The sequence below is a fragment of the Aminiphilus circumscriptus DSM 16581 genome (genome assembly GCF_000526375.1).
GTDB lineage: Bacteria > Synergistota > Synergistia > Synergistales > Aminiphilaceae > Aminiphilus > Aminiphilus circumscriptus.
The window spans coordinates 355506-379453 of the sequence record NZ_JAFY01000007.1; the positions used below are offsets into that span (position 1 = coordinate 355506).

24 protein-coding genes are annotated in these 23948 nt (G+C 60.9%); 14 read left to right on the forward strand and 10 right to left on the reverse strand.

Translation table 11 applies throughout. The annotated features are described in order from the left end of the window. Positions 1–4 precede the first annotated feature (4 nt). Entirely contained in the window at positions 5–1387 is a 1383-nt protein-coding gene (locus K349_RS0112435) for a sodium:solute symporter family protein (RefSeq protein WP_029166106.1), read from the reverse strand. Positions 1388–1471: 84 nt separating this feature from the next. Here K349_RS0112435 and K349_RS0112440 point away from each other — a divergent pair, with 84 nt between their 5' ends. From K349_RS0112440 to K349_RS0112465, 6 genes are all read left to right on the forward strand, one after another. After that, on the forward strand, positions 1472–2683 hold the full coding sequence (locus K349_RS0112440; protein WP_029166107.1) for a type 1 periplasmic-binding domain-containing protein: 1212 nt from the start codon (positions 1472–1474) through the stop codon (positions 2681–2683). A gap of 156 nt (positions 2684–2839) precedes the next feature. Further along, the gene (locus tag K349_RS0112445) at positions 2840–3214 is read left to right on the forward strand and encodes a hypothetical protein (protein WP_029166108.1); all 375 of its coding nucleotides are present in this window, start codon (positions 2840–2842) and stop codon (positions 3212–3214) included. Continuing rightward, positions 3211–3678 (forward strand): ATP-binding protein, encoded by a 468-nt coding sequence (locus K349_RS0112450; protein WP_029166109.1) that lies wholly within the window; start codon positions 3211–3213, stop codon positions 3676–3678. The genes K349_RS0112445 and K349_RS0112450 overlap by 4 nt, the downstream gene beginning before the upstream one ends. After that, positions 3675–4994 (forward strand): [Fe-Fe] hydrogenase large subunit C-terminal domain-containing protein, encoded by a 1320-nt coding sequence (locus tag K349_RS0112455; protein ID WP_029166110.1) that lies wholly within the window; start codon positions 3675–3677, stop codon positions 4992–4994. Before K349_RS0112450 ends, K349_RS0112455 begins: the two co-directional genes overlap by 4 nt. Further along, positions 4991–5326 carry a serine kinase gene (locus K349_RS0112460; protein WP_029166111.1) on the forward strand — a complete coding sequence of 112 codons (336 nt, stop codon included), beginning with the start codon at positions 4991–4993 and terminating at the stop codon, positions 5324–5326. Before K349_RS0112455 ends, K349_RS0112460 begins: the two co-directional genes overlap by 4 nt. 4 nt (positions 5327–5330) lie before the next feature. Continuing rightward, a complete protein-coding gene (locus K349_RS0112465) occupies positions 5331–6257 on the forward strand; it encodes a PHP domain-containing protein (protein WP_084460378.1) in 927 nt (308 codons plus the stop codon). 21 nt (positions 6258–6278) lie between these two features. Here K349_RS0112465 and hisIE read toward each other — a convergent pair whose 3' ends face one another. The 8 genes from hisIE to hisD form a co-directional block, all read right to left on the reverse strand. Next, a complete protein-coding gene (gene hisIE / locus K349_RS0112470) occupies positions 6279–6905 on the reverse strand; it encodes a bifunctional phosphoribosyl-AMP cyclohydrolase/phosphoribosyl-ATP diphosphatase HisIE (protein WP_029166113.1) in 627 nt (208 codons plus the stop codon). Positions 6906–7269: 364 nt separating this feature from the next. After that, positions 7270–8043, reverse strand: coding sequence for an imidazole glycerol phosphate synthase subunit HisF (hisF, locus tag K349_RS0112475; RefSeq protein ID WP_029166114.1), 774 nt, complete (start codon positions 8041–8043; stop codon positions 7270–7272). Continuing rightward, positions 8037–8756 (reverse strand): 1-(5-phosphoribosyl)-5-[(5-phosphoribosylamino)methylideneamino]imidazole-4-carboxamide isomerase, encoded by a 720-nt coding sequence (locus K349_RS0112480; protein WP_029166115.1) that lies wholly within the window; start codon positions 8754–8756, stop codon positions 8037–8039. The genes hisF and K349_RS0112480 overlap by 7 nt, the downstream gene beginning before the upstream one ends. Then, complete coding sequence (gene hisH / locus K349_RS0112485; protein WP_029166116.1) at positions 8753–9478, reverse strand: imidazole glycerol phosphate synthase subunit HisH; 726 nt, start codon at positions 9476–9478, stop codon at positions 8753–8755. Before hisH ends, K349_RS0112480 begins: the two co-directional genes overlap by 4 nt. Then, positions 9475–10044, reverse strand: a complete 570-nt coding sequence (locus K349_RS0112490) for an imidazoleglycerol-phosphate dehydratase (protein WP_029166117.1) — start codon at positions 10042–10044, stop codon at positions 9475–9477. The genes hisH and K349_RS0112490 overlap by 4 nt, the downstream gene beginning before the upstream one ends. Beyond that, complete coding sequence (gene hisG / locus K349_RS0112495) at positions 10031–10684, reverse strand: ATP phosphoribosyltransferase (RefSeq protein WP_029166118.1); 654 nt, start codon at positions 10682–10684, stop codon at positions 10031–10033. The genes K349_RS0112490 and hisG overlap by 14 nt, the downstream gene beginning before the upstream one ends. After that, complete coding sequence (locus K349_RS0112500; protein WP_029166119.1) at positions 10678–11889, reverse strand: ATP phosphoribosyltransferase regulatory subunit; 1212 nt, start codon at positions 11887–11889, stop codon at positions 10678–10680. The genes hisG and K349_RS0112500 overlap by 7 nt, the downstream gene beginning before the upstream one ends. Continuing rightward, the gene (hisD, locus tag K349_RS0112505) at positions 11886–13148 is read right to left on the reverse strand and encodes a histidinol dehydrogenase (RefSeq protein ID WP_029166120.1); all 1263 of its coding nucleotides are present in this window, start codon (positions 13146–13148) and stop codon (positions 11886–11888) included. Before hisD ends, K349_RS0112500 begins: the two co-directional genes overlap by 4 nt. A gap of 202 nt (positions 13149–13350) precedes the next feature. Between hisD and radA the strand changes: the two genes are divergently transcribed. The 5 genes from radA (at position 13351) to K349_RS0112530 (ending at position 20648) form a co-directional block, all read left to right on the forward strand. Next, a complete protein-coding gene (gene radA / locus K349_RS0112510; RefSeq protein WP_029166121.1) occupies positions 13351–14721 on the forward strand; it encodes a DNA repair protein RadA in 1371 nt (456 codons plus the stop codon). Between the two features lie 17 nt (positions 14722–14738). Then, positions 14739–16088 carry an NfeD family protein gene (locus tag K349_RS0112515; RefSeq protein ID WP_084460446.1) on the forward strand — a complete coding sequence of 450 codons (1350 nt, stop codon included), beginning with the start codon at positions 14739–14741 and terminating at the stop codon, positions 16086–16088. Then, positions 16085–16909 carry a slipin family protein gene (locus tag K349_RS0112520; protein ID WP_029166123.1) on the forward strand — a complete coding sequence of 275 codons (825 nt, stop codon included), beginning with the start codon at positions 16085–16087 and terminating at the stop codon, positions 16907–16909. The genes K349_RS0112515 and K349_RS0112520 overlap by 4 nt, the downstream gene beginning before the upstream one ends. 326 nt (positions 16910–17235) lie before the next feature. After that, the gene (leuS, locus tag K349_RS0112525) at positions 17236–19722 is read left to right on the forward strand and encodes a leucine--tRNA ligase (protein WP_029166124.1); all 2487 of its coding nucleotides are present in this window, start codon (positions 17236–17238) and stop codon (positions 19720–19722) included. Next, a complete protein-coding gene (locus tag K349_RS0112530; protein WP_029166125.1) occupies positions 19722–20648 on the forward strand; it encodes a DNA polymerase III subunit delta in 927 nt (308 codons plus the stop codon). The genes leuS and K349_RS0112530 overlap by 1 nt, the downstream gene beginning before the upstream one ends. A 93-nt stretch (positions 20649–20741) precedes the next feature. Here K349_RS0112530 and rpsT read toward each other — a convergent pair whose 3' ends face one another. Further along, on the reverse strand, positions 20742–21014 hold the full coding sequence (gene rpsT / locus K349_RS0112535) for a 30S ribosomal protein S20 (protein ID WP_029166126.1): 273 nt from the start codon (positions 21012–21014) through the stop codon (positions 20742–20744). Positions 21015–21203: 189 nt separating this feature from the next. On the opposite strand from rpsT, the gene K349_RS0112540 reads away from it, so the two are divergent. From K349_RS0112540 to rnpA, 3 genes are all read left to right on the forward strand, one after another. Further along, a complete protein-coding gene (locus tag K349_RS0112540; protein ID WP_034266056.1) occupies positions 21204–23123 on the forward strand; it encodes an ATP-dependent DNA helicase in 1920 nt (639 codons plus the stop codon). A 192-nt stretch (positions 23124–23315) separates the two neighbouring features. Then, positions 23316–23450, forward strand: a complete 135-nt coding sequence (gene rpmH / locus K349_RS18850; protein WP_084460272.1) for a 50S ribosomal protein L34 — start codon at positions 23316–23318, stop codon at positions 23448–23450. A gap of 8 nt (positions 23451–23458) precedes the next feature. Further along, entirely contained in the window at positions 23459–23887 is a 429-nt protein-coding gene (rnpA, locus tag K349_RS0112545; protein WP_029166128.1) for a ribonuclease P protein component, read from the forward strand. The last annotated feature ends 61 nt before the right edge of the window (positions 23888–23948 follow it).

A 23948-nucleotide genomic window follows, 5' to 3' on the forward strand; every position in this document is an offset into this window, starting at 1 on the left:
GCGGTCAGAAATTCCGGGGCGCGGCGCCTTGGGGACGGAGGAAAAGGGTGGGGAGGAAACACGCTCCCGCCACCGCGAGCCCTGCAAAGAGGGGCTCGCCGCCAAGTCCCGAGAGCGGCCAGAGAAGTGTTGTTGCGATGCCCCCCGCACTGGAGGCGAAGGCGATTCGGGCCGGAATCCTTTCGGGAAAGAGAACCGCGAAGACCAGGGGAAAGAAGGTCCCCGCTCCACGAAGGCCCATGCTGAGGTAGCTCCAGACGAGAATGAGAGAGTCCCTTCCAAGGAGGCCGAAACCCGCCGCCGCCAGGACGACGAGAAAAACGGCCCAGCGGTTTGCCTGGAGGACGGAGCGTGGAGACAATCTCTTTCCTGCGAGAGGAAGGAGCACATCCTGAACGAGGTTGGTGGCGATGCCCAGGGCCAGTCCCGCCGCGCATCCGATAACGGTAATGAGAATTCCCGACCAGAGAATCCCCGCGACAAAGGGGGAGAAGGTGATCCGGATAAAATGGGAAAGGGCCTGAGCGGGAGGAATCGTGATGCCCGCGGTCCGCATATGGAGCCCGACCCAGATGCCGAAGATACCGAGTGGTGGCATGATGAGCGCCGAAAGCAGGGCGCCCCGTCTCGCCGTCGCGGCGTCGGCGGCGGCAAAAATGGACTGGATGTAGATCTGAGTGCTCAGGACTCCCACGAGAAGAGAGGTCGCGGCGCCCAGATCCTTCGAGAACCCTCTTCCGAAGAGAGTGAAGAAGGGGTGGAACGGCAGGGCGTTCCATAGCGCTCCGGGTGTCGCTCCGTTCAACCAGGCCGCTCCGGCGCAGATGCCGAGAATGAGATAGAGAAAGAGGATTTTCGCCTTTCCCAGCGCGCCGAAGCTTCGCAATCCTCCGGCGAAGATGAAGCTCATCACCAGAAAGGCCGTTGCGAGCGTGGCGAGCTCCGGGGACAGGGGAAAGGCATTCTGGAGAAGGGCGATTCCCGAGAGGAACTGCGCCACCACGGAAATGAACGTTCCGAGAATCGAGGCGATCATCGCGGTGGCGGCGGTGGGACCGCCGTAGCGCAGGCGGAGAAATTGCGGGATCGTGGTAAGTTCCGTCTCCCGGAGGGGCGAAGCGAACCACAGCCCGAGGACCAGGCAGCCGAGACCGCCTCCGAGCGTGAACCACCATGCGGAGAGGCCGTACTGGTAAGCCATCTGAACGGTGCCCACGGTGGAAGCGCCTCCAACGAGGGCGCCGAGAAGGATGCCGACGACGCTTGCGGAAGAACTGCGACGTCCGCCGAGAGTGAAATCTCCCGCGGTTTTCGTCGCACCTCCGGAGAGCGTCCCTCCGAGAAAGAACAGAACGATGACGGCAAGAGCGGATGCGGTAAAGAACATGAGGCAGGACCTCCCCGGATTCAGCGAAGCTCGCGGGGATATGATACTCTACAACGAGAGAGTCGGTCGACAGGAGGTGTTTGTGTGTTTCATCGAGCCCGGGTGGTACTGTTTCTTCTCGCGTTTCTCTGTGTTTCTTTCATTTCAGGACCTGAAACGGGGCTTGCGGTGCCGAAGGGAGTCGATCCCGTCGAAGAGGGATGGATGTGGCAGATTGCGGTGATTCCGCCTGTCGAGGGGTGGAATTCTCCGCAAGGGGAGTCCGTGTGGATGGCCCTCTCCCTTGCAGCCGGGGAAGTCAACGAGAGCCACGGTGGAGTCAATGGCCATGATGTCCGCTTTTTTCAGGTGACCCTCCCGGGTCGTGAAGATATTCCTTTGGATTTTCCTGGTTTGCTTCGGGAATGGAAGACTCGCCGGGTGATCGCGGTGCTCAGCTTCGCCGATGACGAGACGAATCTTTCCCTGATACCGCTCTTGCGGATTGAGGGAATGCCCCTGTTGTTGGCCTGGGGAGAATGGCTCTCCCTCCGGAACGGTGACGGGCAACCCGAGCCCTTCGTGTTTGCCCTGTCTCTCTTTCGTCGTTTTCGCATCGTGTCCCTTGCGGAGGAACTCCGGCGTACCATGCCGGAGGGCACGGGGATCGTTCTCGTGGCGGATCGCCTGGATCCGGTGCTGGCTGCATCGAGCGTTCTTTTGGACCGTCTTCTTCAGGACCGGGGGTTTGTCCCTCTTCCCGTGTGGGTTGCGGGAGCGGGAGACAAGGATGTCCGGTTCCGTCTTCGCGAGGCGGAAAACGCCGGGGGCCAGATCCTCGTGAGCCTTCTGGACGTGATGGGAACACTCGATCTCTGGCGCCAGATCAGGGAAACTGGAAGTCCGCTTGCGATTTGGTACGGAGGAAGCATGAGTCCCTTTCTCGCGGATCGAAAAGGATTGGTGCTCAGCGATCAGGACGAGCCGCTCTCGAGAGATCCTTCGTTGCGCGGATTCAGGCTTCGCATCTGGGATGTCCTCCGGGTCCGCGTGGCCGATGCGGCACTCGCCGCAAGGGCCTACGCACTTGCCCGTTGGTTTCTCCGTGGGCTGGAGGAGACACCTCCCTCGGATATCGCCAGGCTTCCGGAAAGGCTTGGAAACGCGACGGGCATTCCCTTCGGGGAAGAAATTCTTTCCATCGATCCCGCTACGCATCGTCCCCGGGAAAGAAAAGTCGCCGTTCTGGAAAGTGACGGAGCTGGATGGTTTTTGCGACGGATTGTTTCTGTTCCGTCCGGTGCTTTCCCGGAGTAATCCGCTTCTGCCGGAGAATGGCACGGTTCCGTGGACATTCATGGGCACATTGCCCGCGCGAAAGCCAAGAGCGGCACAAAACGGGGAGACGAAGATCCTGTGATATGGTACTATATGTGAAGCGAGGAACAATATTACCCGCAGGGGGGATTCCGTATGAACCTGAAAACCGTGGCAGAATTGCTCGGAGCCGACGTTCTCTGCATCTCCGGGTGCTTGGAGGAAGTGGAGGTGGATCACGCATACGCGGCGGATCTCATGAGCGATGTCCTTGCCTTTGCATGCCCCGGCTCACTCTTACTCACGGGGCTCACCAACGTGCAGATCATCCGTACCGCCCAGATGCTCGATATTCCCGCAGTGGTCTTCGTCCGAGGCAAGCGCCCCCAGGAAGAGGTGGTGAAGCTTGCCGAGCAGGTAGGGATATCTCTTCTGGTTTCCGCGAAAAGCATGTACGAGAGCTGTGGCCTTCTCTACAAAGCCGGTGTTTTTCCCTGCGATATTCCTGAGCGGGGAGGGGAATCCTCTTGACCGACCCGTATGTGGTGGAGTTCACGGTCGAGGGAGAGGATTTTCTCGCCGCAGGCGAGGCGTCGAACAACATCAAGGAGACGCTGAAGATGCTCGGTGTTCCGTCAAGCATCTGCCGGAGGGCGGCGGTGATCACCTACGAGGCGGAGATGAATCTTGTCATTCATGCCCGGGGTGGTACACTGCGTGCGGAGATTACCCATGAGCGGATTGAACTCACTGCACGTGACGAAGGGCCCGGCATTGCGGATGTGGATCTGGCCATGCGCGAAGGGTACTCCACGGCACCGGATCACGTGAGGGAACTTGGGTTCGGTGCGGGCATGGGATTGCCGAACATCAAGCGTAACGCGGACGCGTTGTATATTGATTCCGTCGTCGGAAGAGGGACGGAGCTTCGTGCGGTCATTTATTTCGATGGGGAGGACTCCTCGGGAGGTGGAAAAAGGAGGGCAATGTTGTGATTTCAGGTGTCAAGATTCTGGATTCCGTTTGCAAGGGATGTGTGAACTGCATCAAGTCCTGTCCCACCGAAGCGATCCGCGTGGTGGACGGACTCGTACACATTATCCCTGAATTGTGCATCAGTTGTGGAGAGTGCTTGCGTACCTGTCGAGAAAAGGCTCTTGGCCTCGATGAGGACGATTGGGGTGTCCTTCGTGCTTACGGTTCCCCGATCCTTTTAGCGGATCCCACGTTTTATGTGCAGTTCGGTAGTTACTGGCGGCCTTCTCTTGTTCGCGAGGCGCTGCTGGGAGTCTGGGGTGTCGAGGATCTCGCGGAGGAGATGAGCGTTGCCTTCGACTTGGTGGCCTATGCGAATTGCCGTGCCATCGAGGAGACACCGCCCGACCGGCTTCCGCTCATTTCCACCTATTGCCCGGCCATGATCCGTCTCATCAGAGCGCGCTTTCCCGAACTTTTGGGACACTTGATTCCCTCGGAATCGCCCCTGGAGATTGCCGCGCTTCTCCATCGAAAGAACAAGGGGGATGTCCGTCCTGTCACCCTGGCCGCTCCCTGCCCGGCCAAAATAGCCATGGTCCGGGAACCCGTGGGAAGAGAAACGAGCATCGTCACTCACGCGGTATCTGTCCGTCGCGTGGTTCGAGATCTCCTCGCCGCTGGTTCCAGAGTGGAGCAGGATGTCCCTGCCCTGGAGAACAAACGATGGATTCTCTGGGGACTCCGTGGAGGAGAATCGCGGCACATGGCGCAATTTTCCCGCCGCCGTCCCTTGAGGACGCTTGCTGTGTCCGGATTGCGCAATAGCATCGACCTTTTGCGGGAGCTGGAGTTGGGACGTCTTCAAAACATTGACTTCGTGGAATGCCGTGTCTGTGACCTGGGGTGTATTGGAGGAATCGGCAATGCGGAATCACGGTTTCTCGCCCATCTCCGTCTGAAAAACCTTCCCCAGAAGTGGCGTCTTTCTCCCGAGGAGAAAAGAACCGTGGAGGAACTTTACGAAAGCGGCATATGGCGGCTCGAGAAGGCCGTTGAGCCGCTGGAGAGGCTTCCTCTCGGGGAAGACCTCGCGGAATCCATGGCCAAACTGAAGCGGCTCAAGTCCATCTATGCGGAACTTCCTCATCTCGATTGCGGCGCCTGTGGGCGCCCCTCCTGTCATGCTCTGGCGGAGGATGTCGTCCGGGGTGACGCGGAGATGACGGACTGTGTTTTCAAACTGCGGGATCGCATCGCTTCGCTGGCGGAGGAGATCACGAATCTCTCGAAGAATGTGCCTCACACACTGCGGACGAGGAGCGACGAACGATGACCATCGGAGAGATTCTTGCTCATCTCGGTGCGGACGTGGCGAATATTGGAGACGAGGAGCGGGAGGTGACCAGGGGAATCGTGGGCGACCTCCTGAGTTATGTCATGGGCACGGCTCCGGAGAATGCCCTGTGGATCACGATCCACGGCCATCTGAACGTCGCTGCCGTGGCGGTCCTGCGGGACATTCCCTGTGTGATTCTTGCGGGAGGAAGAACGCCGAATCCTGATTTTCTCGAGCGCTGTCGCGCGGAGGGCATCGCCGTGGGGTTGGTGAAGGATACCGCCTTCGATGTATGCGGGAAACTGTGGGAGATCGGCTTGAGGGGTTGACGCCATGGAGAACGCTGGAACCGGGGGCCGTCGCGCCCGATCGGAAACGGAAGTGCATGCTCCGGAGAGCGGACATCCGGCGAATTCCGGAGCGAGCACGTCCCCAGTCGCGGGAGCAACGGCTCTTTTGCTGCGGCGGTTTCGCGTCGATCTGCATGTGCATTCCGTTCTCTCCCCCTGTGCGGAACTGGAGATGGGTGCGCGGGAGATCGTTCGCCGGGCCAGTAGGGAGGGAATCGCCCTTCTGGCCCTTACGGACCACAACGCGGTGGCCAATGTCCCAGCCCTGGCGGAGGCCGCGGAGGCCGAAAGGGAGAGGCTGCGCGCCTCCGGTGTGGATGACGGAGGTATTCCCAGGATTCTCTGTGGTGTGGAGGTGCAAACCGAGGAGGATATTCACCTGGTGGCTCTCTTCCGGAGTGCGGAGGATGGCTTTGTTTTTCAGGAATGGCTTTGGAAATCTCTTCCCTCCCGTGCCAACGATCCTGACATTTTCGGGTATCAGTTGATCATCGACGGAAAAAACGCGGTGCTTGACCAGGTGGAGACGCTCCTCGTCCAGGGGGTTTCCCGTTCCGTGGATGAAGTGATCGCGGAAATCCGCCGCAGAGGAGGGCTTTCCTTTCTCGCGCATGTGGATCGCCCCGGCTTTTCCTATGTGGCGGTGCTCGGCTCCGTGCCGGAGGACCTTGCTGTGGATGCGGTGGAACTGTCCCGGCGTCTTTCCGCCGAGGAGGCGCTTGTCTGGAGGGATCGGTTGGGAAGCAGGACGATCCTTCGTTCTTCCGACGCGCACCGTCTTGAGGATCTCCGTCGGGAGCACTGCATGGAACTTCTTCTCGCGGAGCCGACCTTCGACGAAGTCGCCCTCGCCCTGCGAAACGAGGCAGGACGGTGTGTCCTCTGGCCCTGGGAGGAAACGCCGCCCTGATCGGTGATTCGGAAAGCGTTCTTACTTCGGTGTGTGACGGGAGGCGAGTTCCCGCCACAGTTCTTCGAGGGGAATGTCCAGGGCGAGGAGCCCCACCAGAAGGTGATACAGAAGGTCCGACGCCTCGTACACCGCGCCTTCGCGGTCCTGGAGCGCCACGGCGAGAGAGGTTTCCAGGCCTTCCTCGCCGATCTTCTGGGCTACCCGGGGAATTCCCTTACCGAGAAGGCGGGCGGTGTAACTTTCCTCGGGTGAATCGTTTTTCCGTTTCTGCAGATAGCGCCAGAGGGTTCCGAGAAAGGTGGGATCTCCCGGAGGCGTTCCCCAGAGAGGGTTGTGGAAGCAGCTTTCCTTTCCCGTGTGGCACGCCGGTCCCGCCGGTTCCACAAGTGCCAGGATCGTGTCTCCGTCGCAGTCCGCCCGAAGCTCCCGGAGCCTCTGCGTGTTTCCGCTGGTCTCTCCCTTGTGCCATCTCCCTCCGCGGGATCGGCTGAAAAAGACCATCTCTCCCGTCGCGACGGTCTCTTCGAGCGCCGCGCGATCCGCCCAGGCCATCATGAGCACTTTCCCGGAAAGGGCGTCCTGGACGATGACCGGGATGAGTCCCTTCTCGTCAAAACGCAGTGTGTCCCAATGCGACGTCGTCATGAGTCTCGTTCATTTCCTTTCATCGCGGATTCTCCACGGAAACTCCGAATGAACCGCTTCCGCGTCGTATGCCTTCTGTTTCGGATAAGAGAGATGTGCTGGTCTTGGCTTAGTAAGCCAAACGCAACAGCGTGGCGCTCGCTCGCGAGAAATTTCCGCTGGCGTGTCTGACTGAGGCGTTTTCACGGTCTCTTGTCGCGAAGCGCTACGGTTCTCTCCCGTTCGTCCCGGATGAGAAACCGAATGTCCTTTCCCTTTGAGAGGAGCTCCAGAAGCTCCCCGCCTTGACCTCCATGTTAGCGGAAGCAGCCTGTTCCACTTTGAGAGGAACGCCAGAAGCTTCCCGACCCATCAGTGTTCCCGTTCAGACAAATGCTCCGTCGTTCTCCAGCCTCACGGCAAATCCTTTCCGCCGGAGTGCTTCCTTCACTTGGGAGATGCGGAGATGTCCGTAGTGAAAGATCGACGCGGCGAGCACCGCATCGGCTCCCGCCGCGAGAGCTTCGGCCAGATGTTCCGTCGTGCCGGCGCCTCCCGAGGCGATGACGGGAACCCGCACGGCTCGGGTCACGGCGGCGAGCAGTTCCGTGTCGTATCCAGCGGTGGTGCCGTCACGGTCCATGGAAGTGAGGAGAATTTCTCCTGCCCCGAGCCGTGCGCCTTCCCGGATCCAGTCGAGGCAATCCATGCCGGTGGCGGTCCTGCCACCCTCCACGTACACTTCCCAGGAGTCGCCCTTTTTTCGGACATCCACGGCGAGAACCACCGCTTGTCTTCCGAGGACGCGCGCGCAGGCGGTGAGGAGATCCGGAGTGCGCACCGCGGCGGTGTTGACGGAGACCTTGTCCGCACCGAGGCCGATGATCTCCACCGCATCCTCCGGCGTGGAAATGCCTCCCCCCACGGTGAAGGGAATGGAGAGACGGTCTGCAACGGCGGTGACCCAGTCGCGCATGGTCTTGCGCCGTTCCGTCGAAGCGGAGATGTCGAGGAAGACGAGTTCGTCCGCTCCCTCTTCCATGTACAGGGCCGCGAGCGTCGCAGGGTCTCCCGCATCGCGGAGATCGACGAAATTGACGCCCTTCACCACCCTGCCGTTCTTCACGTCCAGGCAGGGGATCACTCGGGATGTCAGCATAGGCGCCACCGTTGCAGCGCCGTGGCAAGATCGAACTCGCCTTCGTAGAGTGCCTTGCCTACCACGGCTCCCGTCAAGCCTGCCTCGTCCAGAAGATGGACGTGCCGTTCCGACCAGATGCCCCCCGCGGCAATGAGACGAGCTTCGGGACAGAGACGCAGCAGCCGCTGGTAGAGCGGGAGATCCGGGCCTTCGCCGGTGCCGTCTCTGTCCACGGCGGTGACGAGAAATTCCTCGTATCCCAGGTCGAGGAGGCGCCGCAGGAGCACCTCCGGAGTGAGGGTGCTCGTCCTGGTCCAGCCGGACACGGCCACCCATTCGCCCTTCACGTCCACTGTAGGCAAGAGACGATTTCCGAATTCCTCCCGGCAACGGCGGGCGGTTTCCTCATCCTTCGCGAGAAGACTCCCCACCATAGCTCGGGAAGCTCCGGCGTCGAGCGTGGCGGCGATATCCTCGGGGCGCCGAAGTCCGCCTCCGTACTGCACGGAGAGCCCGAGTGCCGCCAGGTCCGGAAGCAGGTCCAGATGAACCGGTGCACCTCTCCGAGCCCCCTCGAGATCCACCACGTGAAGCCATGTCGCTCCCGCCTCGGCGAAGGATGCCGCCGTACCCAGCGGGTCGTCGCCGTACTCACTTCGGCGGCTGAAATCCCCCTTGGTGAGACGTACCACCTTGTGTCCGTAGAGATCGATGGCCGGATAGACGATCATGTCGGGCCTCCTTGTCCGGTTGATCCGTGTTTGGAAGCGTTGTTCGTCCTCGCGGAAATGTTCCCCGCCCCGGGAGCGGAGACGCCGTGACGGAGAAAGGCGAGCAGACGTCCCAGAAACGCCACACCTTCGAGGCCGCTTCGCTCGGGATGAAACTGGCATCCCGCGACGCGCCCGCCGAGAACGACCGAAGGGAACTGAAGGTCGTCCAGCCGGGTCGTTGCCGCCGCATGGGCACTTTCCCGCAGCGCGAAGCTGTGGACGAAGTAGAAGAAACTGCCCGACGGTACGAGAGCGTGCATGTTCTCTTTGCCGGGAAGCCAGGTGATGCTGTTCCATCCCATGTGAGGCACCTTGGAGACACCTTCGAGGGGATGGACGACACCGGAAAGGAAACCGAGTCCGGAAGTGTTTCCGTCCTCCATGCTCGCCTCGCAGAGAAGTTGCATGCCGAGACAGATCCCCAGAAGCGGCCGTTCCGCATCGACCCATCGGCGCAGTGCCTTTTCCCATCCCTTTCTCCGGAGCAGTTCCATGGCGGGAGGAAAAGCTCCGACGCCCGGAAGAATCAGAATATCCGTGTCGTCCGGACGTAGTTCGCCCGGGGAGGAAAGGATCCGGGACGGCAGACGCAGGCGGACGAGGGCCCGGTGGAGGTTGCCGAGGTTTCCCGCACCGTAATTGATGACGCCGCAGCGGAGTGGCGCGGATTCTTCCGTCATAGCCAGATCCCTTTCGTGCTTCCCGGTTCCTCCGTTGGAACGAGAGCCTGTCGGAGTGCTCTGCCGACACCCTTGAAGACCGCTTCCGCCAGGTGGTGGGCATTGTCAACCGCGAGGGCGCGCACGTGGAGCGTAGTGCGTGCTTCACGACAGAACCCCCTCCAGAATTCCTCCACGAGTTCCGTGTCGAAATCCCCGCACCGGGGAGAGGGGAAGGGCGCATCCCATCCGAGGTGGGATCTGCCACTCAGGTCAACCGCGACGAGAACCAGAGTCCCGTCCATGGGGAGGGCGCACCAGCCGTATCGGGTCCGCCCGGTTCCGTTCCGGAGTTCCTCGAGGAGCGCCTGCCCCAAAGTGATGCCGAGATCCTCCGTGAGGTGATGAGCGTCCACCTGCAGATCTCCACGGGCGGTCACGGCGAGCGTCCACCCTGCATGATGGGCGAGGAGTTCCAGCATGTGGCCGAGGAAGCCGCAGGGCACGTCGATGGCGCCGGTGCCGGGTTCAAGGGAGAGGGAAAGAGCGATTTCCGTCTCCCGGGAGCGTCGCTCACGCCGAGTCATGACTTCTTCCCGCCTTTCTCTCCTGGAATCGTTTCACCAGGTCGCCGATGAGGTCCCACTGAAGATGGGCGCTCTTGCGACTGGCGACGAGATGCAAAGAGACCGGAGCCACGTCCTCCAGGACCGTGAGATGGTTTGCCTTGAGCGTGTTGCCCGACTGCACGATGTCCAGAATGCAGTCGGCGAGTCCGAGGCGCGGTGCCAGTTCGATGGAGCCGTTCAAATGCAGGATGTTCACCTGGACGCCCCGGGAGGAAAAGTGTGCGTCCGCGATGCGCGGATACTTGGTGGCCACCCGGATGTCCATGATGTTGCTCTCGTGGGCGAGGAAACGGTCCGCCATTTCCGGAGGGCCCGCCACGACGAGACGGCAGCGTCCCATGCCCGTGTCGGCGAGAAGAACCAGAGATGCGCTGGTTTCCCAGAGCACGTCGCTTCCGGCGAAGGCCAGATCGGCCACGCCGTGATGGGCGTAGAGCGGGACATCCATGGGCTTGGCGAGAATGTAGCGCACGGATTCCTCGGAGATGACGAGCGATCGTCCGGGAGAACGCAGTTTTTCCGTGGGAAGGCCGAGTTCCTGCAGCAGAACGATGGCGTCCTCCTGAACCCGCCCCGTGGGCAGGGCGATGGTCAGCATGGGAACGTCTCCTCCATCCACAGATCGAGGGGGATGTCACCCGCGGCGCCCACCTGGGAGACGGTGCGCCGCGAGGCGTCGATCCACCAGGTGTAGCCCCGGAGTCGCGCAAGTTCCCGTGAAAACGCCTGCACATCGTGCCAGCTCATCTCCACCCGCGCTCCCCGGGAGAGCAGTTCCTCTCCGAGGCGCAATGCTTCCTCGGGTTCGCATTCCCGCCCCCAGAGCATGACCGGAACGGGGGTGTTCCTGCGGATTCCCGACGCTTTTGCGAGGGCCTCCAGATCCAGCGCAAAGCCCAGAGCCTGCCCGACCAGTCCGTAGCGGGCAAGAAGACCGTCGTAGCGCCCGCCGCCTCCGAGTGCCCGTCCCCTGTTCGAGAGGTAGACCTCGAAGACGGGACCGCTGTAATAGCCCAGTTCACGAAAGAGAGCGAGGTCCACCTGAAGGAGCTCTCCGAAGCCGAGATGCCCGAGAGAGCGGACGATGCTTTGGAGCGCTTCCGTCGGCCTGTCCGATCCGAGCAGATCCGCCGCTTTGGGGAAGACCTGGTCGGGTTTTCCCTTCAGACGCGGAAATTCCTCGAGAAGGCGTCTTTTTTCCGGCGTCAGCGGGTGATGACCGAGCATGTCGTAGTAAGCCGCGTAGGAATCCTCCTGGAGTGCCGCCGTGAGTGCCCTGGCGAGGTGCGGGTCCACGCCGTCGAAGATGGCCGAGAAGATCGTCACGTCGCCGAGCACCAGCGTGGGGGCGGTGATGCCCGCCCGCCCCAATGCCCGGAGAAGCAGCGAGAGGACTTCGATGTCCGCTCCCGTTCCCTCCCATCCGAGGAGTTCCGCCCCAACCTGGAACTGTTCCAGCTCCGTGTCCGAAGGTCCGGGAATACGATATACCCGGTCGGCGTAGCAGAGCCTCAGAGGGCGTTCGTGGGGTGCGTAATGCGTGGCGAGATGGGCGACAGCGGCGAGGGTGAGATCTCCCCGGAGCACACAGGGCTCACCGAAGGGTGAATTGAGCCCCAGCAGGCGATTCCGGAAATGAGGGGCCAGACGATCCCAAACGACTTCGGAAAGCTGCAGTCCCGAGGGCCAGAGAGGGCGGTAGCCGTATTGGGTAAGCGTCCCCAGAACGGCTTCGCGACTCTGGGTCATGGCTTCCGCCAGCGGTCCTCCGACGTTGCGGCATCCCTTGGGAATACGGTTCATGAGGGGATTCCCCGCTTTGTCATGGCAAGGGCGTGGGCGGCAAGTCCTTCCGCGGTCGCCAGGGCGTTTCCCGCCTCCGCGAGTGCTTCCGCTCCTTCCCTGGAAAGACGAAGCTGTTGCAGGGGCCTGAGGAAAGTCCCCGTCCAGAGGCCGCCGCCGAAGCGTGCCCGGCCTTCCGTGGGGAGGATGTGGTTTGTTCCCGCCACATAGTCGCCGAAGGCCTCGGCGCTGAAGTGACCGAGGAAGACCGCTCCGTAGGCGGTAAAGAGTGGAAGGGCGCTCTCCGGATCGGCGAGGGCGAGTTCCAGATGTTCCGGCGCGAGACGGTTCGCGAAGGCTGCCGCTTCCTCCAGTGTGCACACTGCGACGACACCTCCCGTGCTCCAGGATTCCCGGGCGATGCGGGCGTTTTCCTCCGGAAGTTCCCCGAGAAGCCGTTCCGTCGCCGCCAGAGAAGCCAAAGCCGTTTTTTCATCAAGAGTGAGGAGAATGCTTCGGGCCAGGGGATCGTGTTCCGCCTGGGCGAGAAGATCCGCGGCGATCAGATCAGGGGAGGCCGTTTCATCCGCCACCACGAGGACCTCACTTGGACCGGCCAATCCGTCGATGCCCACCTCGCCGAAGAGAAGACGTTTGGCCTCTGTGACATACACATTTCCGGGTCCGACGATCATATCCACCTTTGCCACAGGACTTGTTCCAAGGGCGAGGGCGGCAACGCCCTGGGCCCCTCCCAGCGCCCAGATCTCCTCGATCCCGAGGAGACCGAGAGTTCCCAGAACCACGGGGTGGATGCCTTCGGGACCACGGGGCGGAGAAAGAACGGCAATGCGGGAAACTCCCGCCTCCTGAGCTGCAACGATGCCCATGACGGCGGTGCTGGGAAGAGGGTAGCGTCCACCCGGAACGTACACCGCGACGTTTTCCACGGGAAGGAAGCGCAGTCCCGCGCTAACGCCGGGGGCGATCTCCCAGGTGCAGTTCCGGAAGAGGTCACGCTGCAGGCGGTGGAAGGTGCGTACATTGTTCACGGCAGTTTCCAGTGCGGTGCGCACATGCGGAGACATGGCCGAGATGGCCTCGACGGCTCGTTCCCTGGGAATGCGGAAGGGGCCCGAGAAACCGTCGTATCTGGCGGAAAACTCCTGGACCGCCGACCAGCCGCGTTGGCGTACCGCCTGGACGATGGCGGCGGTGCTTTGCCTCGCGGCGGAGAGAATCGGTTCATTCGATGGGGAAACATTCTTGAGATAGTTCATGGCTCCTCCTTTATTAAGATGAACAAATGCAATGGTAGGCTCGCAAGACTCGGGCATGATACCACGGGGGCAGGGCTCTGTAAAGGCCTTCTTCTCTCGACAGCTTCTCTTTTGAAAGGTAGACTCTCGAAAAGAGCGGTTGAAGAAAAAGCGAAGGGGTTTCTTGTGCGGTCGGCGCATTTTTCGGCGAGGAGAGACGGGTATGGCGAGGAAAGAAGAGGCAAGATATGTCTGCTCCGCCTGCGGACATGTGGCCCTGTCGCTGTTGGGGCGTTGTTCCCGGTGCGGCGCCTGGGGGAGTTTCGAGAGAGAACGGATCCCGGGAAGCGGAACATCGCTTCGTGTTCCCCGGAGGGATGGCTCGGGCATTTTGCGCAAGAGTCAGGCGGGGGCGGTGCTGCTGCGGGACGTGTCGTCGGGAGGACGGATTTCTTCGGGTCTGGACGAAATGGACCGGGTTCTCGGCGGAGGATGGATGCCCGGAGGCGTGACCCTCCTTGCCGGAGAGCCTGGAATAGGCAAGTCAACGCTGCTGTTGCAGATCTGCGGCGCTATGGCGGAGGCGGGGAAACGGGTTCTTTATGTTTCGGGAGAAGAATCCCTGTCTCAGGTTGCGGAGCGGGCGAGGCGTCTTGGAGCGGTGTCGGAGGAAATGGAGCTGGTCGCATCGGACGATCCGTCCCTGTTTCTCGATGGGGTGGAACAGTACGCTCTCGTGGTGGTGGACAGCGTACAGTCCATGCGTTCCGCCGAGGTGGAGACTTGGCCGGGTACGCCGACGCAGATCCGTGCGGTGGCCCAGTCCTGCATCGACGCGGCTAAAGGGACGAACGTGCCTCTGGTGCTTGTGGGGCACGTGACCAAGGATGGCCAGATCGCGGGGCCGAAACTGCTGGAGCACATGGTGGACACGGTTCTCTCTTTTTCCGGGGAACACGCATCGTCCCACAGGCTGCTTCGGGCCTCGAAGAATCGTTTCGGCGCAACGGACGAATTGGGCGTGTTCGAGATGGCCCAGAAAGGGCTTCTTCCCGTTGCGGACCCGGGGCGCGTCTTCTGGAGCGGCCTGCAGGACGACGTCTCCGGTGTCGCCAGGACGGTTGTCCTGGAGGGAACCCGTCCTTTCGTCGCGGAAGTGCAGGCTCTGGCGTGCCAGACCCCGTACCCCTATCCGAAACGGACCACCCGAGGAGTGGAACTCAATCGGGCGCAGCTTCTCCTGGCGGTGCTCGAAAAGCGCTGCGGCCTTTCCTCGAGGAATTCCGACGTGTTCGTGAACGTGGCGGGAGGGTTGCAGATCCGGGATCCCGCGGCGGACCTGGCGCTCTGTGCGGCCTTGGCGTCGTCCATGCTGGACAGGGCTTTGGAGGGGCGCTGCTGTTTTCTGGGAGAAGTGGGACTCGCCGGCGAAGTGCGCCCCTGTGGTCGGGTTGCGGGGCGTCTCCGCGAGGCGGCGCGCCTGGGGTTTACGCGAGCCCTGGTGAGCCGACGCGAAGCGAAGGATCTGGAGTGCGAGATGGAGGTGGTGCGCGTGGGGTCTTTGACGGAAACACTGCGTGCTGTTCTGCCGTGAGGAAGGAGAACGTTTCCGTGTGCCGGAGGGCGGAGCGTCTCTTCTTGGGGGTGTTCCGTGTGCTCCTCCTCGCGTCGTTCTTTCTGTGGGGGAGCACGGAGGTCTTCGGGGCGGACAGAGTTGTGGTCTCCTCCATAAAAGGGAGCATCGGCATCGCCATGGAACAACACCTGGAAGAGGTGCTCTCCAAGGCGAAGCTGCAAGAGGCATCCCTCCTCGTGATCGAACTCGACACGCCGGGAGGGCTTGTCACCTCCATGCGTGGCATGGTGCAGAACATCCTGAACGCACCTTTCCCCGTGGTTGTCTGGGTCGCTCCCAAGGGAGCCAGGGCTGCCTCGGCGGGGGCCTTTCTCGTTCAGGCCGCCCACGTTGCGGCCATGTCGGAGGGAACGACCATGGGTGCGGCCCATCCTGTCATGGCCTCCGGACGTGATGTGGAAAGCAAGGAGCTGAACCGAAAGATCACGAACGATCTGGCGGCGCAGATGCGTTCCCTCGCGGGAGAACGGGACCGCAACGCCGAACTGGCAGCGAAGATGGTCACGGAGAGCCTCTCCCTCACCGCGAAAGAAGCGCTGGATGCTGGTGTGGTCGATGTCGTCACCTCCGACCTGGAGACGCTTCTGGCCTCGGTGGACGGGCGGATCGTCATCGTTCAGGGCAAGAACAGGCAGATACTTCTCCGGGATGTTGCAGTGACGGAGCTTCCTGTGTCGGAATCCCTCCGCCTGCTCGAACTCATTTCCAGGCCGGATGTGGCGTATCTCCTGCTGTTGGGAGGAATTCTGGCTGTTGTCTTCGAAGTGCTCTCACCGGGAGGGTTCGTTCTCGGCGTCTCCGGTGCGGTGATGGTGCTCCTCGGTGCCTTCGGCCTCCGCATGCTCCCCTTCAACTGGGCGGGTATCGTGCTCCTGCTTGCGGGCATCGCGGTATTGGTGACGGATGTGCTCGTTGGGGGGGTGGGTATTTTGAGCGTCTTCGGCGCCGCGGCGCTCCTTGTAGGAGGGCTTGTGCTCTTTCGCGCTCCGGGGGGGGAACTGATGCGTTTCTCCTACGAGATGATGGTCGGCGCTGTCCTCGCCCTTGCGGTGTTCTTCGTCCTCGCGGCGTGGCTTGTGGTTCGTTCTCTTCGGAAGCGGGCCACCTCGGGAAAGGAGGGGCTCGTGGGTGCCGTCGGAGAGGTCGTTCAGGCTCTTGTGCCGGAAGGAATGATCCGTTGTCACGGTGAATTCTGGCGTGCCCGGACCGAGTCCGGCGAGAATCTTTCCGTTGGCTCCAGGGTGGAGGTGGTGCGTGCGGAGGGACTCACCCTTGTCGTCCGCACTGTAGCGAAAGAGGAAAAGAAGGAGGGGGATCGTTCATGATCCGGGAAATACTGGAGATGCTGATCGGTGCGGGGAGCAGCCTCGGAGGGTTGTTCATTCTGGTGATCCTTTTCGTCTCTGCCGTGAAAGTTGTTCCGGAGTACCAGAGAGCGGTGGTTTTTCGCCTCGGGCGCCTCATCGCCGCAAAGGGGCCCGGACTGGTACTCGTGATTCCCTTCGTGGACCGGGTACTCCGCGTGGATCTTCGGGTCGTGACCTTGGATGTTCCCGTTCAGGAGGTCATTACGAGGGACAACGTTCCCATCAAGGTGAATGCCGTGGTCTATTTTCGCGTCATGGATCCCTCCCGCTCCATGGTCGAAGTGGAGAACTACATCATGGCCACCAGCCAGCTTTCCCAGACCACGCTCCGATCTGTCATCGGAAGGGCGGAACTGGACGAAGTGCTTTCCGCGAGGGACAAGATCAATCAGGAACTGCAGCAGATCATCGATGAAAGAACCGATCCCTGGGGGATCAAGGTGAGCGCCGTGGAAGTGAAGGAGTTGGAGCTTCCGGAGGGAATGAAACGCGCCATGGCCAGGCAGGCCGAGGCCGAGCGGGAGCGCCGGGCCAAGGTCATCAATGCCGAGGGCGAGTTCCAGGCGGCGGAACGGCTCACCGAGGCGGCGCATCTCATGGAGAAATCTCCGGTGACGCTTCAGCTCCGGTATCTTCAGACGCTTCGGGAGGTTGCGAGCGAGAAGAATTCCACGACCATCTTCCCGCTTCCGATCGACCTGGTGAAACCTTTTCTTGAACGGCATCTTTTTTCGGAAGCGAAGGAGCAGGAGACTCGCGCTTCGGGTGAAGGGCACTAGGGTAATTCCTGACGCGAGGCGGGCGAGAGGGCGCGTCTGCCTCGATACCCGATGCGTCCCGCCGTGGACGTTGTTTCCGGCGCAGGCGTGAGGAGTCGAGAAGAGCGAGGGACGTGGAGAGAACGAGGCGCGATGGGACGGCTTTGCGGTTCTCTCCGCGTCGTGGCATAATGGTGCGCGTTTGCCGATCGTCGGAGGTGTACCTCGAAAAAAGGTCCGCCTTGAAGCCCGGTTTTTCGGAAGGTGCCCGGGGGATGTGTTGTGCGTCGTTCCGGGTCAGAAGGGAATTTTCCGCCCGCCGAGGCGGGCGAGGAGGTCGCGACAGAATGGGATACGATTTTCCGACCGTTGAAAAGAAGTGGCAACAGTACTGGGAAGAGAAGGGCGTCTTTCACGTGGAACGGGATCCGGGCAAGCCCAAGTTCTATTGTCTGGAGATGTTCCCCTACCCGAGCGGTGCGCTGCACATGGGGCATCTTCGGAACTATTCCATCGGGGATCTGTTGGCCCGGTTCCTCTGGATGAAGGGATTCAATGTGCTGCATCCCATGGGATTCGATGCCTTCGGGCTTCCCGCGGAGAATGCCGCCATCAAGTACGGCGTACACCCCCATCAGTGGACGTGGCAGAATATCGAGCACATGACGGACCAGCTCAAGCGGATGGGCTGCAGCTACGACTGGCGTCGTCGGGTGGAGAGCTGCAATCCCAACTATTACCGGTGGACGCAGTGGCTTTTCCTCCAGTTCTTCAAGAAGGGGCTCGCCTATCGGAAGCATGCACCGGTGAACTGGTGTTCCGACTGCAAAACTGTTCTCGCCAACGAACAGGTGATTGACGGAGGGCATTGCTGGCGTTGCCACACGCCGGTGACGAAGCGCGCCCTCGAGCAGTGGTTCCTGCGCATCACCGACTATGCCCAGGAGTTGCTCGACTCACTTAAAGAGCTTCCCGGGTGGCCTGAGAGAGTACGTGTCATGCAGGAGAACTGGATCGGCCGATCCGAGGGTGTGCGTCTCGCGTTTTCCGTTCCGGAATTCGGCGAAGAGCTGGAGACGTTTACCACCAGATTCGATACCATCTTCGGCGTGACCTTTCTTGCCCTGGCGCCGGAGCATCCCCTGGTGGAAAAAATCATCGCGCGCTCTCCTCAAGCGGAGAAATTGCGCTCCTTTGTTCGGGAAGTCACTGCCGAGAGCGAGATCGACCGGACGGCTGTGGGAGGAGAGAAGAAGGGCATCTTCACGGGGTATTCGGCGGTCAATCCCGTGAACGGCGAAGAGGTGCCTCTGTACATTGCGAACTATATCCTCATGGAATACGGCACCGGGGCCATCATGGGCGTTCCCGCCCACGACCAGCGCGACTTCGATTTTGCCCGCAAGTTCGGCATTCCCATTCGCGTCGTCATCGCTCCCGCGGACGGAACGAAGCTTGACGGAAACACCATGCCCAAGGCCTTCGAAGAGCCTGGGATCCAGTGCAATTCGGGATTTTTCGACGGAATGCCCTCGCAGGAGGCGATTCCCCGCATGGCTGCCTGGGCGGAGGAGCAGGGATACGGCGTCCGGGAAGTGAACTTCCGTATCCGGGACTGGCTCATTTCGCGGCAGCGCTTCTGGGGGGCTCCCATTCCGGTGGTCTACTGCGACGACTGCGGTATCGTTCCCATCCCGGAGGAACAGCTTCCCGTGGAACTTCCCATGGAGGTGCAGCTTCTCGAAGGAGGACGGAGCCCTCTCCCCGTGACGGATTCCTGGGTGAACACCACCTGTCCGAAATGCGGCGGTCCCGCCCGGCGCGAGACGGACACCATGGACACCTTCATCTGTTCCTCCTGGTATTTTCTGCGGTACACCTCTCCCTGGACGCAGGAGGCTCCCTTTCTGAAGGAGGATGCCGCCTACTGGATGAACGTGGATCAGTATATCGGCGGTATCGAGCATGCCTGTCTGCATCTCATTTATGCCCGATTCTTCACCAAGGTTCTGGCGGACCTCGGGTATATTTCGGTGCGCGAACCTTTTCAGAACCTGCTCACGCAGGGCATGGTCATCAAGGACGGCGCCAAGATGTCCAAGTCCAAGGGGAACGTAGTCGATCCCGACGAGATCATTTCCCGCTATGGAGCGGACACGGCGCGTCTGTTCATCCTTTTCGCCTCGCCTCCGGAAAGGGATCTCGACTGGTCCGATCAGGGAGTGGAAGGAGCGCACCGTTTCCTCAACAGGGTGTGGCGGCTCGTGGAAGAGAGTCTGCCCCTGCTGCGCAATGCCCGGAGGCAGCGAATCCCCATGTCCGATCTCGAAGAGAGGGAACTGCGGGATCTCAAGCGAATCATCCATCGCACGACCTACCGGGTTTCCAAGGACATCCAGGAGGAAATGCAGTTCAATACGGCGGTGGCGCGTATCATGGAGCTGGCAAACGCATTGGGAGCCTTTTCCGCACGGGACGAACGGGGACGCACTCTTTTCCGGGAGGGAGTGGAGACGCTCCTGACGGTTCTGTCGCCCTTTACGCCCCATTTCTGCGAAGAACTCTGGAGTATGCTGGGCAATACTCCCTGTCTCGCCGAAACGCCCTGGCCGGAGGCGGATGAAGAGGCACTGGTGGAGGACCAGGTGACGGTGGTGCTCCAGGAAAACGGCAAGCTCCGGGATCGTTTCGAAATTCCCGCGGGACTCTCCGCGGAGGAGCTTCGGGAAAGAATTCTGGAAACTCCTCAGGCGCAGGAACGGTTCTTGGGCAAGGAGATCCTCAAGGTGATCGTGGTTCCGAACAAGCTGGTGAACGTGGTGGTGAAAAAATAATGCCCCATCTGTTCGTGGTGAACGCCGCCGGGTCTTCCCAGCGGCGTTTGCTGTCCGAACTCCTTCAAACCTTCACGGCGAAAGGATACGAAACAGGACGGCGTGTCGAAGCCGATGCGGAGATGTCCTGGCATGATCTTTTCGCCGTCCAGCGGACGAGAACGCTTTTTATGGTCGCCTCTGTCACCGTTATTGAATCCGCTGAGAACCTCGGGCCTTTTCCGGAGGCACTCGAACGCTTTCTCGAACCGGAAGACGCGGAAACGATCCTTGTGGCCGTTTACGGTGGTGACTGCAAGAAGTACTTTTCCAAGGGACTTCTTCCCCGTCTTTCCCTGCGGGAGGCGGTGGAACCGCCCCGTTGGGGAGAGGCGAGGCGCCGTTGGATAGAGAGCATCGCCTCGGAGGAGAAGGTGCGCCTGGGGCGGGAGGCGGGGGTTCTTCTCGGAGAGTGGTTCGAGGATCCGGAGGAATTACGGAGCGAGATCAAAAAACTCGGCATCGCCTCCGGAGGTGAGCAGGTGAGCGGCGATCTCGTGAGGGCGCTTTCCGTGGACGAGGGACGCAAGGCACTTCTGGATTTTCTCGACGGATTCTGCCGGAAGGATCGACGTGCCGTTCTGGATGCACTTGGAACCCTGCGCAGACGAGACGAGGTGCTCGCTGCGGTAACGGCGTTCTACAACAGGGTTCGTGGAGCCATGTATCTGTCGTTGATGAAAGGAACCCTCCATGAGGAAGTGGTGCGGGCGCTCGGATTACGGCCTTACCAGCGCAAACTCGCCGAAGAGGCGGCCTCGCGTTATACGCCGGAGACGCTGAAACATGTTGTGGCCGAGACAGCCGCCCTCTCCTGCCGGGAGAAATGGGGTCGGGGTGCCGGATGGAACGACCTGGAACTCATTGTTCTGGGTGCGATGAAGTAACCCCGGGCGGATGGGGGTGCGATGGCATCAAAAAAGGACGTCCCTCGGAGGGGCGTCCTCTGTTTGTGTTTTCCGCAAGCGGTGCAACAAACGTTACTTGCCCGTGGCGAGGGATTTGACGAGCTTGGTGAGGTTCGCCTTGCGGCGGGAAGCGGTATTCTTGTGGAGAACACCCTTGACCACCGCTTTGTCCAGAATGGACTGGGCTTCATTGAGCCTGCTCTGGGCAAGTTCGTCGTTCCCGCTCTGAACGGCCTCGAGAACGCGCTTTCCCGCAGTCTTGCAACGACTTGTCCAGTAGCGGTTGTAAAGCCGGTTTCGCTCGGCGATACGCACTCGCTTTTCGGCGGATTTCTTGTTCGGCAATGCTGTCACCTCCTTCGTCATGAGCAGAGGCCATTCTAACATGCTGAATGCTCCTTGGGCAACTCCCGGAGTGATGTTTTCCGAAGATGTGCTATGATTATGCGTCCCGCGTCGGATTTTGACGGGGATTTTTTTTCGGACGGGGCGACGGAGAACTGGGTGAGGGGCGTTCATGGGATGAACACGGACATGCAGGCGATATTCGGCCCCGAGGGGCCTTTCGCGAAGACCTTTCCCGACTACGAGGTGCGGCCGGGGCAGGAGGACCTCGCAAGGCGGGTATGGGATCTCTGTGAAAGCTCCGAGGGCGGCATCCTCGCTGCAGAAGCTCCTACAGGGATAGGCAAGAGTTTTGCTCTTCTCGTTCCGGCTCTGCTCTGGGCACAGAAAAGAGACGCGCGCATTCTGTTCCTCACGGCGGGAATTCCGCTGCAGGAGCAACTCCGGGACAAGGATCTCCCCTCCCTCTTCCGCGTGCTCGGTTTTTCTGTTCCTTTCGTGGTGCTCAAGGGGCGGGGCAGATATGTCTGCAGACGACGAGCTTTTGACCTTGGAGGTCCGGAGGGATTCGTCTCTTTCAATGGGGACGCCGGTGTTGGAGTGGAGACACTCCTGCACTGGCTTTCGAGGACGGAGACGGGGGAACTGGACGAACTCGGGTTGCCCGGAGGACATCCTCTATTTGCGGCGGCGGCGGCACAGCAGAGGGGGTGTCTCGGTGCTCGTTGTCCGGAAAGAGAGCGTTGTTTCGTTCTTCGGGCGTTCCGTCTCGCCCAGGATGCCCGGCTTGTCATCGCGAATTACCATCTTTTTTTTGCCTACACCATCGGCCTTGGCGTTCCCTTTCCCGTTTCCTTCAATCTGCTCGTCTGTGATGAGGCGCATCGCATGACCGATTCGGCCCGTTCCGCCGCGAGCCGTACAACGAGCCTCGACGAATGGAGACGTCTTCTCGGAGGACGTGCCGTCACATCGGCGCTTTTCTCGCTGACACGAAGTGGCCGAAACGGTGAAGCTGTTCTTGGACATCTCGGCACATGCAACAGAGAAATCGAAGTTCTTTTCGGAAGCATTTCCTTTCGATACGGAGCGGGGAAGACCTTTTTCACCGCCGATCCGCAGCTGGTCCAGGCCGGACGGAAAGTATGTCATGCCGTGACAGCCGTGTTGCGACCGCTTGCCTTTCTTGACGACATGGAGGGCGACGAAATATCGGAGGAGAGAGCTACCTTGGCTGCCTGGCGGGACGAGCTGAAGGAAGCCCTCGGTGCGCTGTCCTGGTGTCTCGCCGTCGAAAACTATCCCGAATGGGCCTACTGGTGGGACGGGACATCTTTGCAAAGCGCTCCCACACTCTGTTCCGAGCAGATTCGCGAAGGTGTGGAACGCTGTGCTCCTCACGCCGTCGTGGTCGCCTCGGCGACGCTTTCCCTGGCGGGGGATCTGCGTTTCTGGAGGCGGGAAACCGGCTTGGAGCCGACCGATACGCTCGTTCTCGAATCCCCCTTTCCCTTGCGGGAGCAGATGGAAGTCTGGGTGATCTCAACGGGGATGGCCGTTCCCGACCCTGGTTACGACCAAAGGGTGGCGGAAATCGTCGAAAAGCTTGTGGAACAGAACGGGGGGAGTACTCTTGTCCTTCTCTCGTCGCTGCGTCTGTTGAGGACGGTTGGAGAGCGGCTCACCTCCCGAAAGAGGGGATACGACATTTTCCTTCAGGGAAGCCTGCCGAGGGGGGAATTGCTGCGTCGATTCAGGGAAGACCTTGCATCCGTCCTGGTGGGGAGTGTGTCCTTTCGAGAGGGAATTGACGTTCCTGGTTCCGGTCTCACTCAGGTCATCATCGATCGCATTCCTTTCCCTCATCCGAATGACCCCGTTGTAGAAGCGCGGAATCGCCTGGAGGGAAATTCCTCGTTTCGGGATGTGACACTTCCCTGGGCAAAGCTGCTCCTCAAGCAGGCCGTGGGACGCCTTATTCGGACTCGCACGGACAGGGGGAGAGTGGTCATTCTCGACGGTCGAGTGGTGGAAAGGAAGGATTGGAAAATTCTCGACGCGCTTCCCCGGGTGGTCGTTCGACCTTTGCGAGTGCGGATTCGCTCTTGATGTATATTCCTTTGCCGAAGCGGTTTTGTAGCGTGTTTCGGTTTGCTTTGGAACGGGGCGAAGGAATTGCGGTCATGTGCCGAATCTGTGGACTGTCAGTTGCTCCGGTGAATCTGGTGTGCTATAGTAATCCGGCTGTCTGAAGAGAGCGGCTTTTTCCCTTCATCCGCATGTGTTCGAGGAGGTGTCCCCATGAAGCGTACATATCAACCGCACAATACCCGGCGCAAGCGGGCCATGGGTTTTCTGGTACGTTCGCGTTCCGCCGCCGGTCGTCGAATTCTTCGCAACAGAAGGCGCAAGGGCCGCGCACGGTTGGCGGTCTAGTAAAGGGCGTGGCGTTTCCCTTTTCCCGATCGCTTCGCCTGCGAAGCGGATGGGAGTTCGACCTCGTCTTCCGCACCGGCCGAAAGATCCAGGGAAGGCTGGTGCGGTTGTTCTTTGTGGATGCCCCCGACGGAATAACCCGCGTGGGCGTCGCCGTGGGCAAACGGCAAGGCGGCGCGGTTTGCCGGAGCAGGGGTAAACGTGTTCTCCGAGAGGCATTTCGTCACCTGCTTCCTCTGACGAAGGAAGGACTCTGGATTGTGGCGATGCTTCGTCAAAGTGCCCTTGGCGATTCTGCTGCGCGTGTCTACGACGACATGCGACAGGTTTTGTTTGCGGAGGGCTTGCTGCGAGTCTCCCGAATGCCGGTGGAATGGAAAGTGCTCCGGTTGTCTTCTCGGGACTCTTGCGAAAAGTGTTCCGGAGAACGGCGGTGATGCGGAGATGTCCTTCTCTTCGCCGGGCGGAAACCCGCACTCTCGCCGGGACGCGTCGTTT

Coding starts and splice junctions, on each gene's coding strand:
- K349_RS0112435 (WP_029166106.1), bottom strand. CDS start 1,387: ATGTTCTTTACCGCATCCGCTCTTGCCGTCATCGTTCTGTTCTTTCTC.
- K349_RS0112445 (WP_029166108.1), top strand. CDS start 2,840: ATGAACCTGAAAACCGTGGCAGAATTGCTCGGAGCCGACGTTCTCTGC.
- K349_RS0112460 (WP_029166111.1), top strand. CDS start 4,991: ATGACCATCGGAGAGATTCTTGCTCATCTCGGTGCGGACGTGGCGAAT.
- K349_RS0112465 (WP_084460378.1), top strand. CDS start 5,331: ATGGAGAACGCTGGAACCGGGGGCCGTCGCGCCCGATCGGAAACGGAA.
- hisIE (WP_029166113.1), bottom strand. CDS start 6,905: ATGACGACGTCGCATTGGGACACACTGCGTTTTGACGAGAAGGGACTC.
- hisF (WP_029166114.1), bottom strand. CDS start 8,043: ATGCTGACATCCCGAGTGATCCCCTGCCTGGACGTGAAGAACGGCAGG.
- K349_RS0112480 (WP_029166115.1), bottom strand. CDS start 8,756: ATGATCGTCTATCCGGCCATCGATCTCTACGGACACAAGGTGGTACGT.
- hisH (WP_029166116.1), bottom strand. CDS start 9,478: ATGACGGAAGAATCCGCGCCACTCCGCTGCGGCGTCATCAATTACGGT.
- K349_RS0112490 (WP_029166117.1), bottom strand. CDS start 10,044: ATGACTCGGCGTGAGCGACGCTCCCGGGAGACGGAAATCGCTCTTTCC.
- hisG (WP_029166118.1), bottom strand. CDS start 10,684: ATGCTGACCATCGCCCTGCCCACGGGGCGGGTTCAGGAGGACGCCATC.
- K349_RS0112500 (WP_029166119.1), bottom strand. CDS start 11,889: ATGAACCGTATTCCCAAGGGATGCCGCAACGTCGGAGGACCGCTGGCG.
- hisD (WP_029166120.1), bottom strand. CDS start 13,148: ATGAACTATCTCAAGAATGTTTCCCCATCGAATGAACCGATTCTCTCC.
- radA (WP_029166121.1), top strand. CDS start 13,351: ATGGCGAGGAAAGAAGAGGCAAGATATGTCTGCTCCGCCTGCGGACAT.
- K349_RS0112520 (WP_029166123.1), top strand. CDS start 16,085: ATGATCCGGGAAATACTGGAGATGCTGATCGGTGCGGGGAGCAGCCTC.
- leuS (WP_029166124.1), top strand. CDS start 17,236: ATGGGATACGATTTTCCGACCGTTGAAAAGAAGTGGCAACAGTACTGG.
- K349_RS0112530 (WP_029166125.1), top strand. CDS start 19,722: ATGCCCCATCTGTTCGTGGTGAACGCCGCCGGGTCTTCCCAGCGGCGT.
- K349_RS0112540 (WP_034266056.1), top strand. CDS start 21,204: ATGCAGGCGATATTCGGCCCCGAGGGGCCTTTCGCGAAGACCTTTCCC.
- rpmH (WP_084460272.1), top strand. CDS start 23,316: ATGAAGCGTACATATCAACCGCACAATACCCGGCGCAAGCGGGCCATG.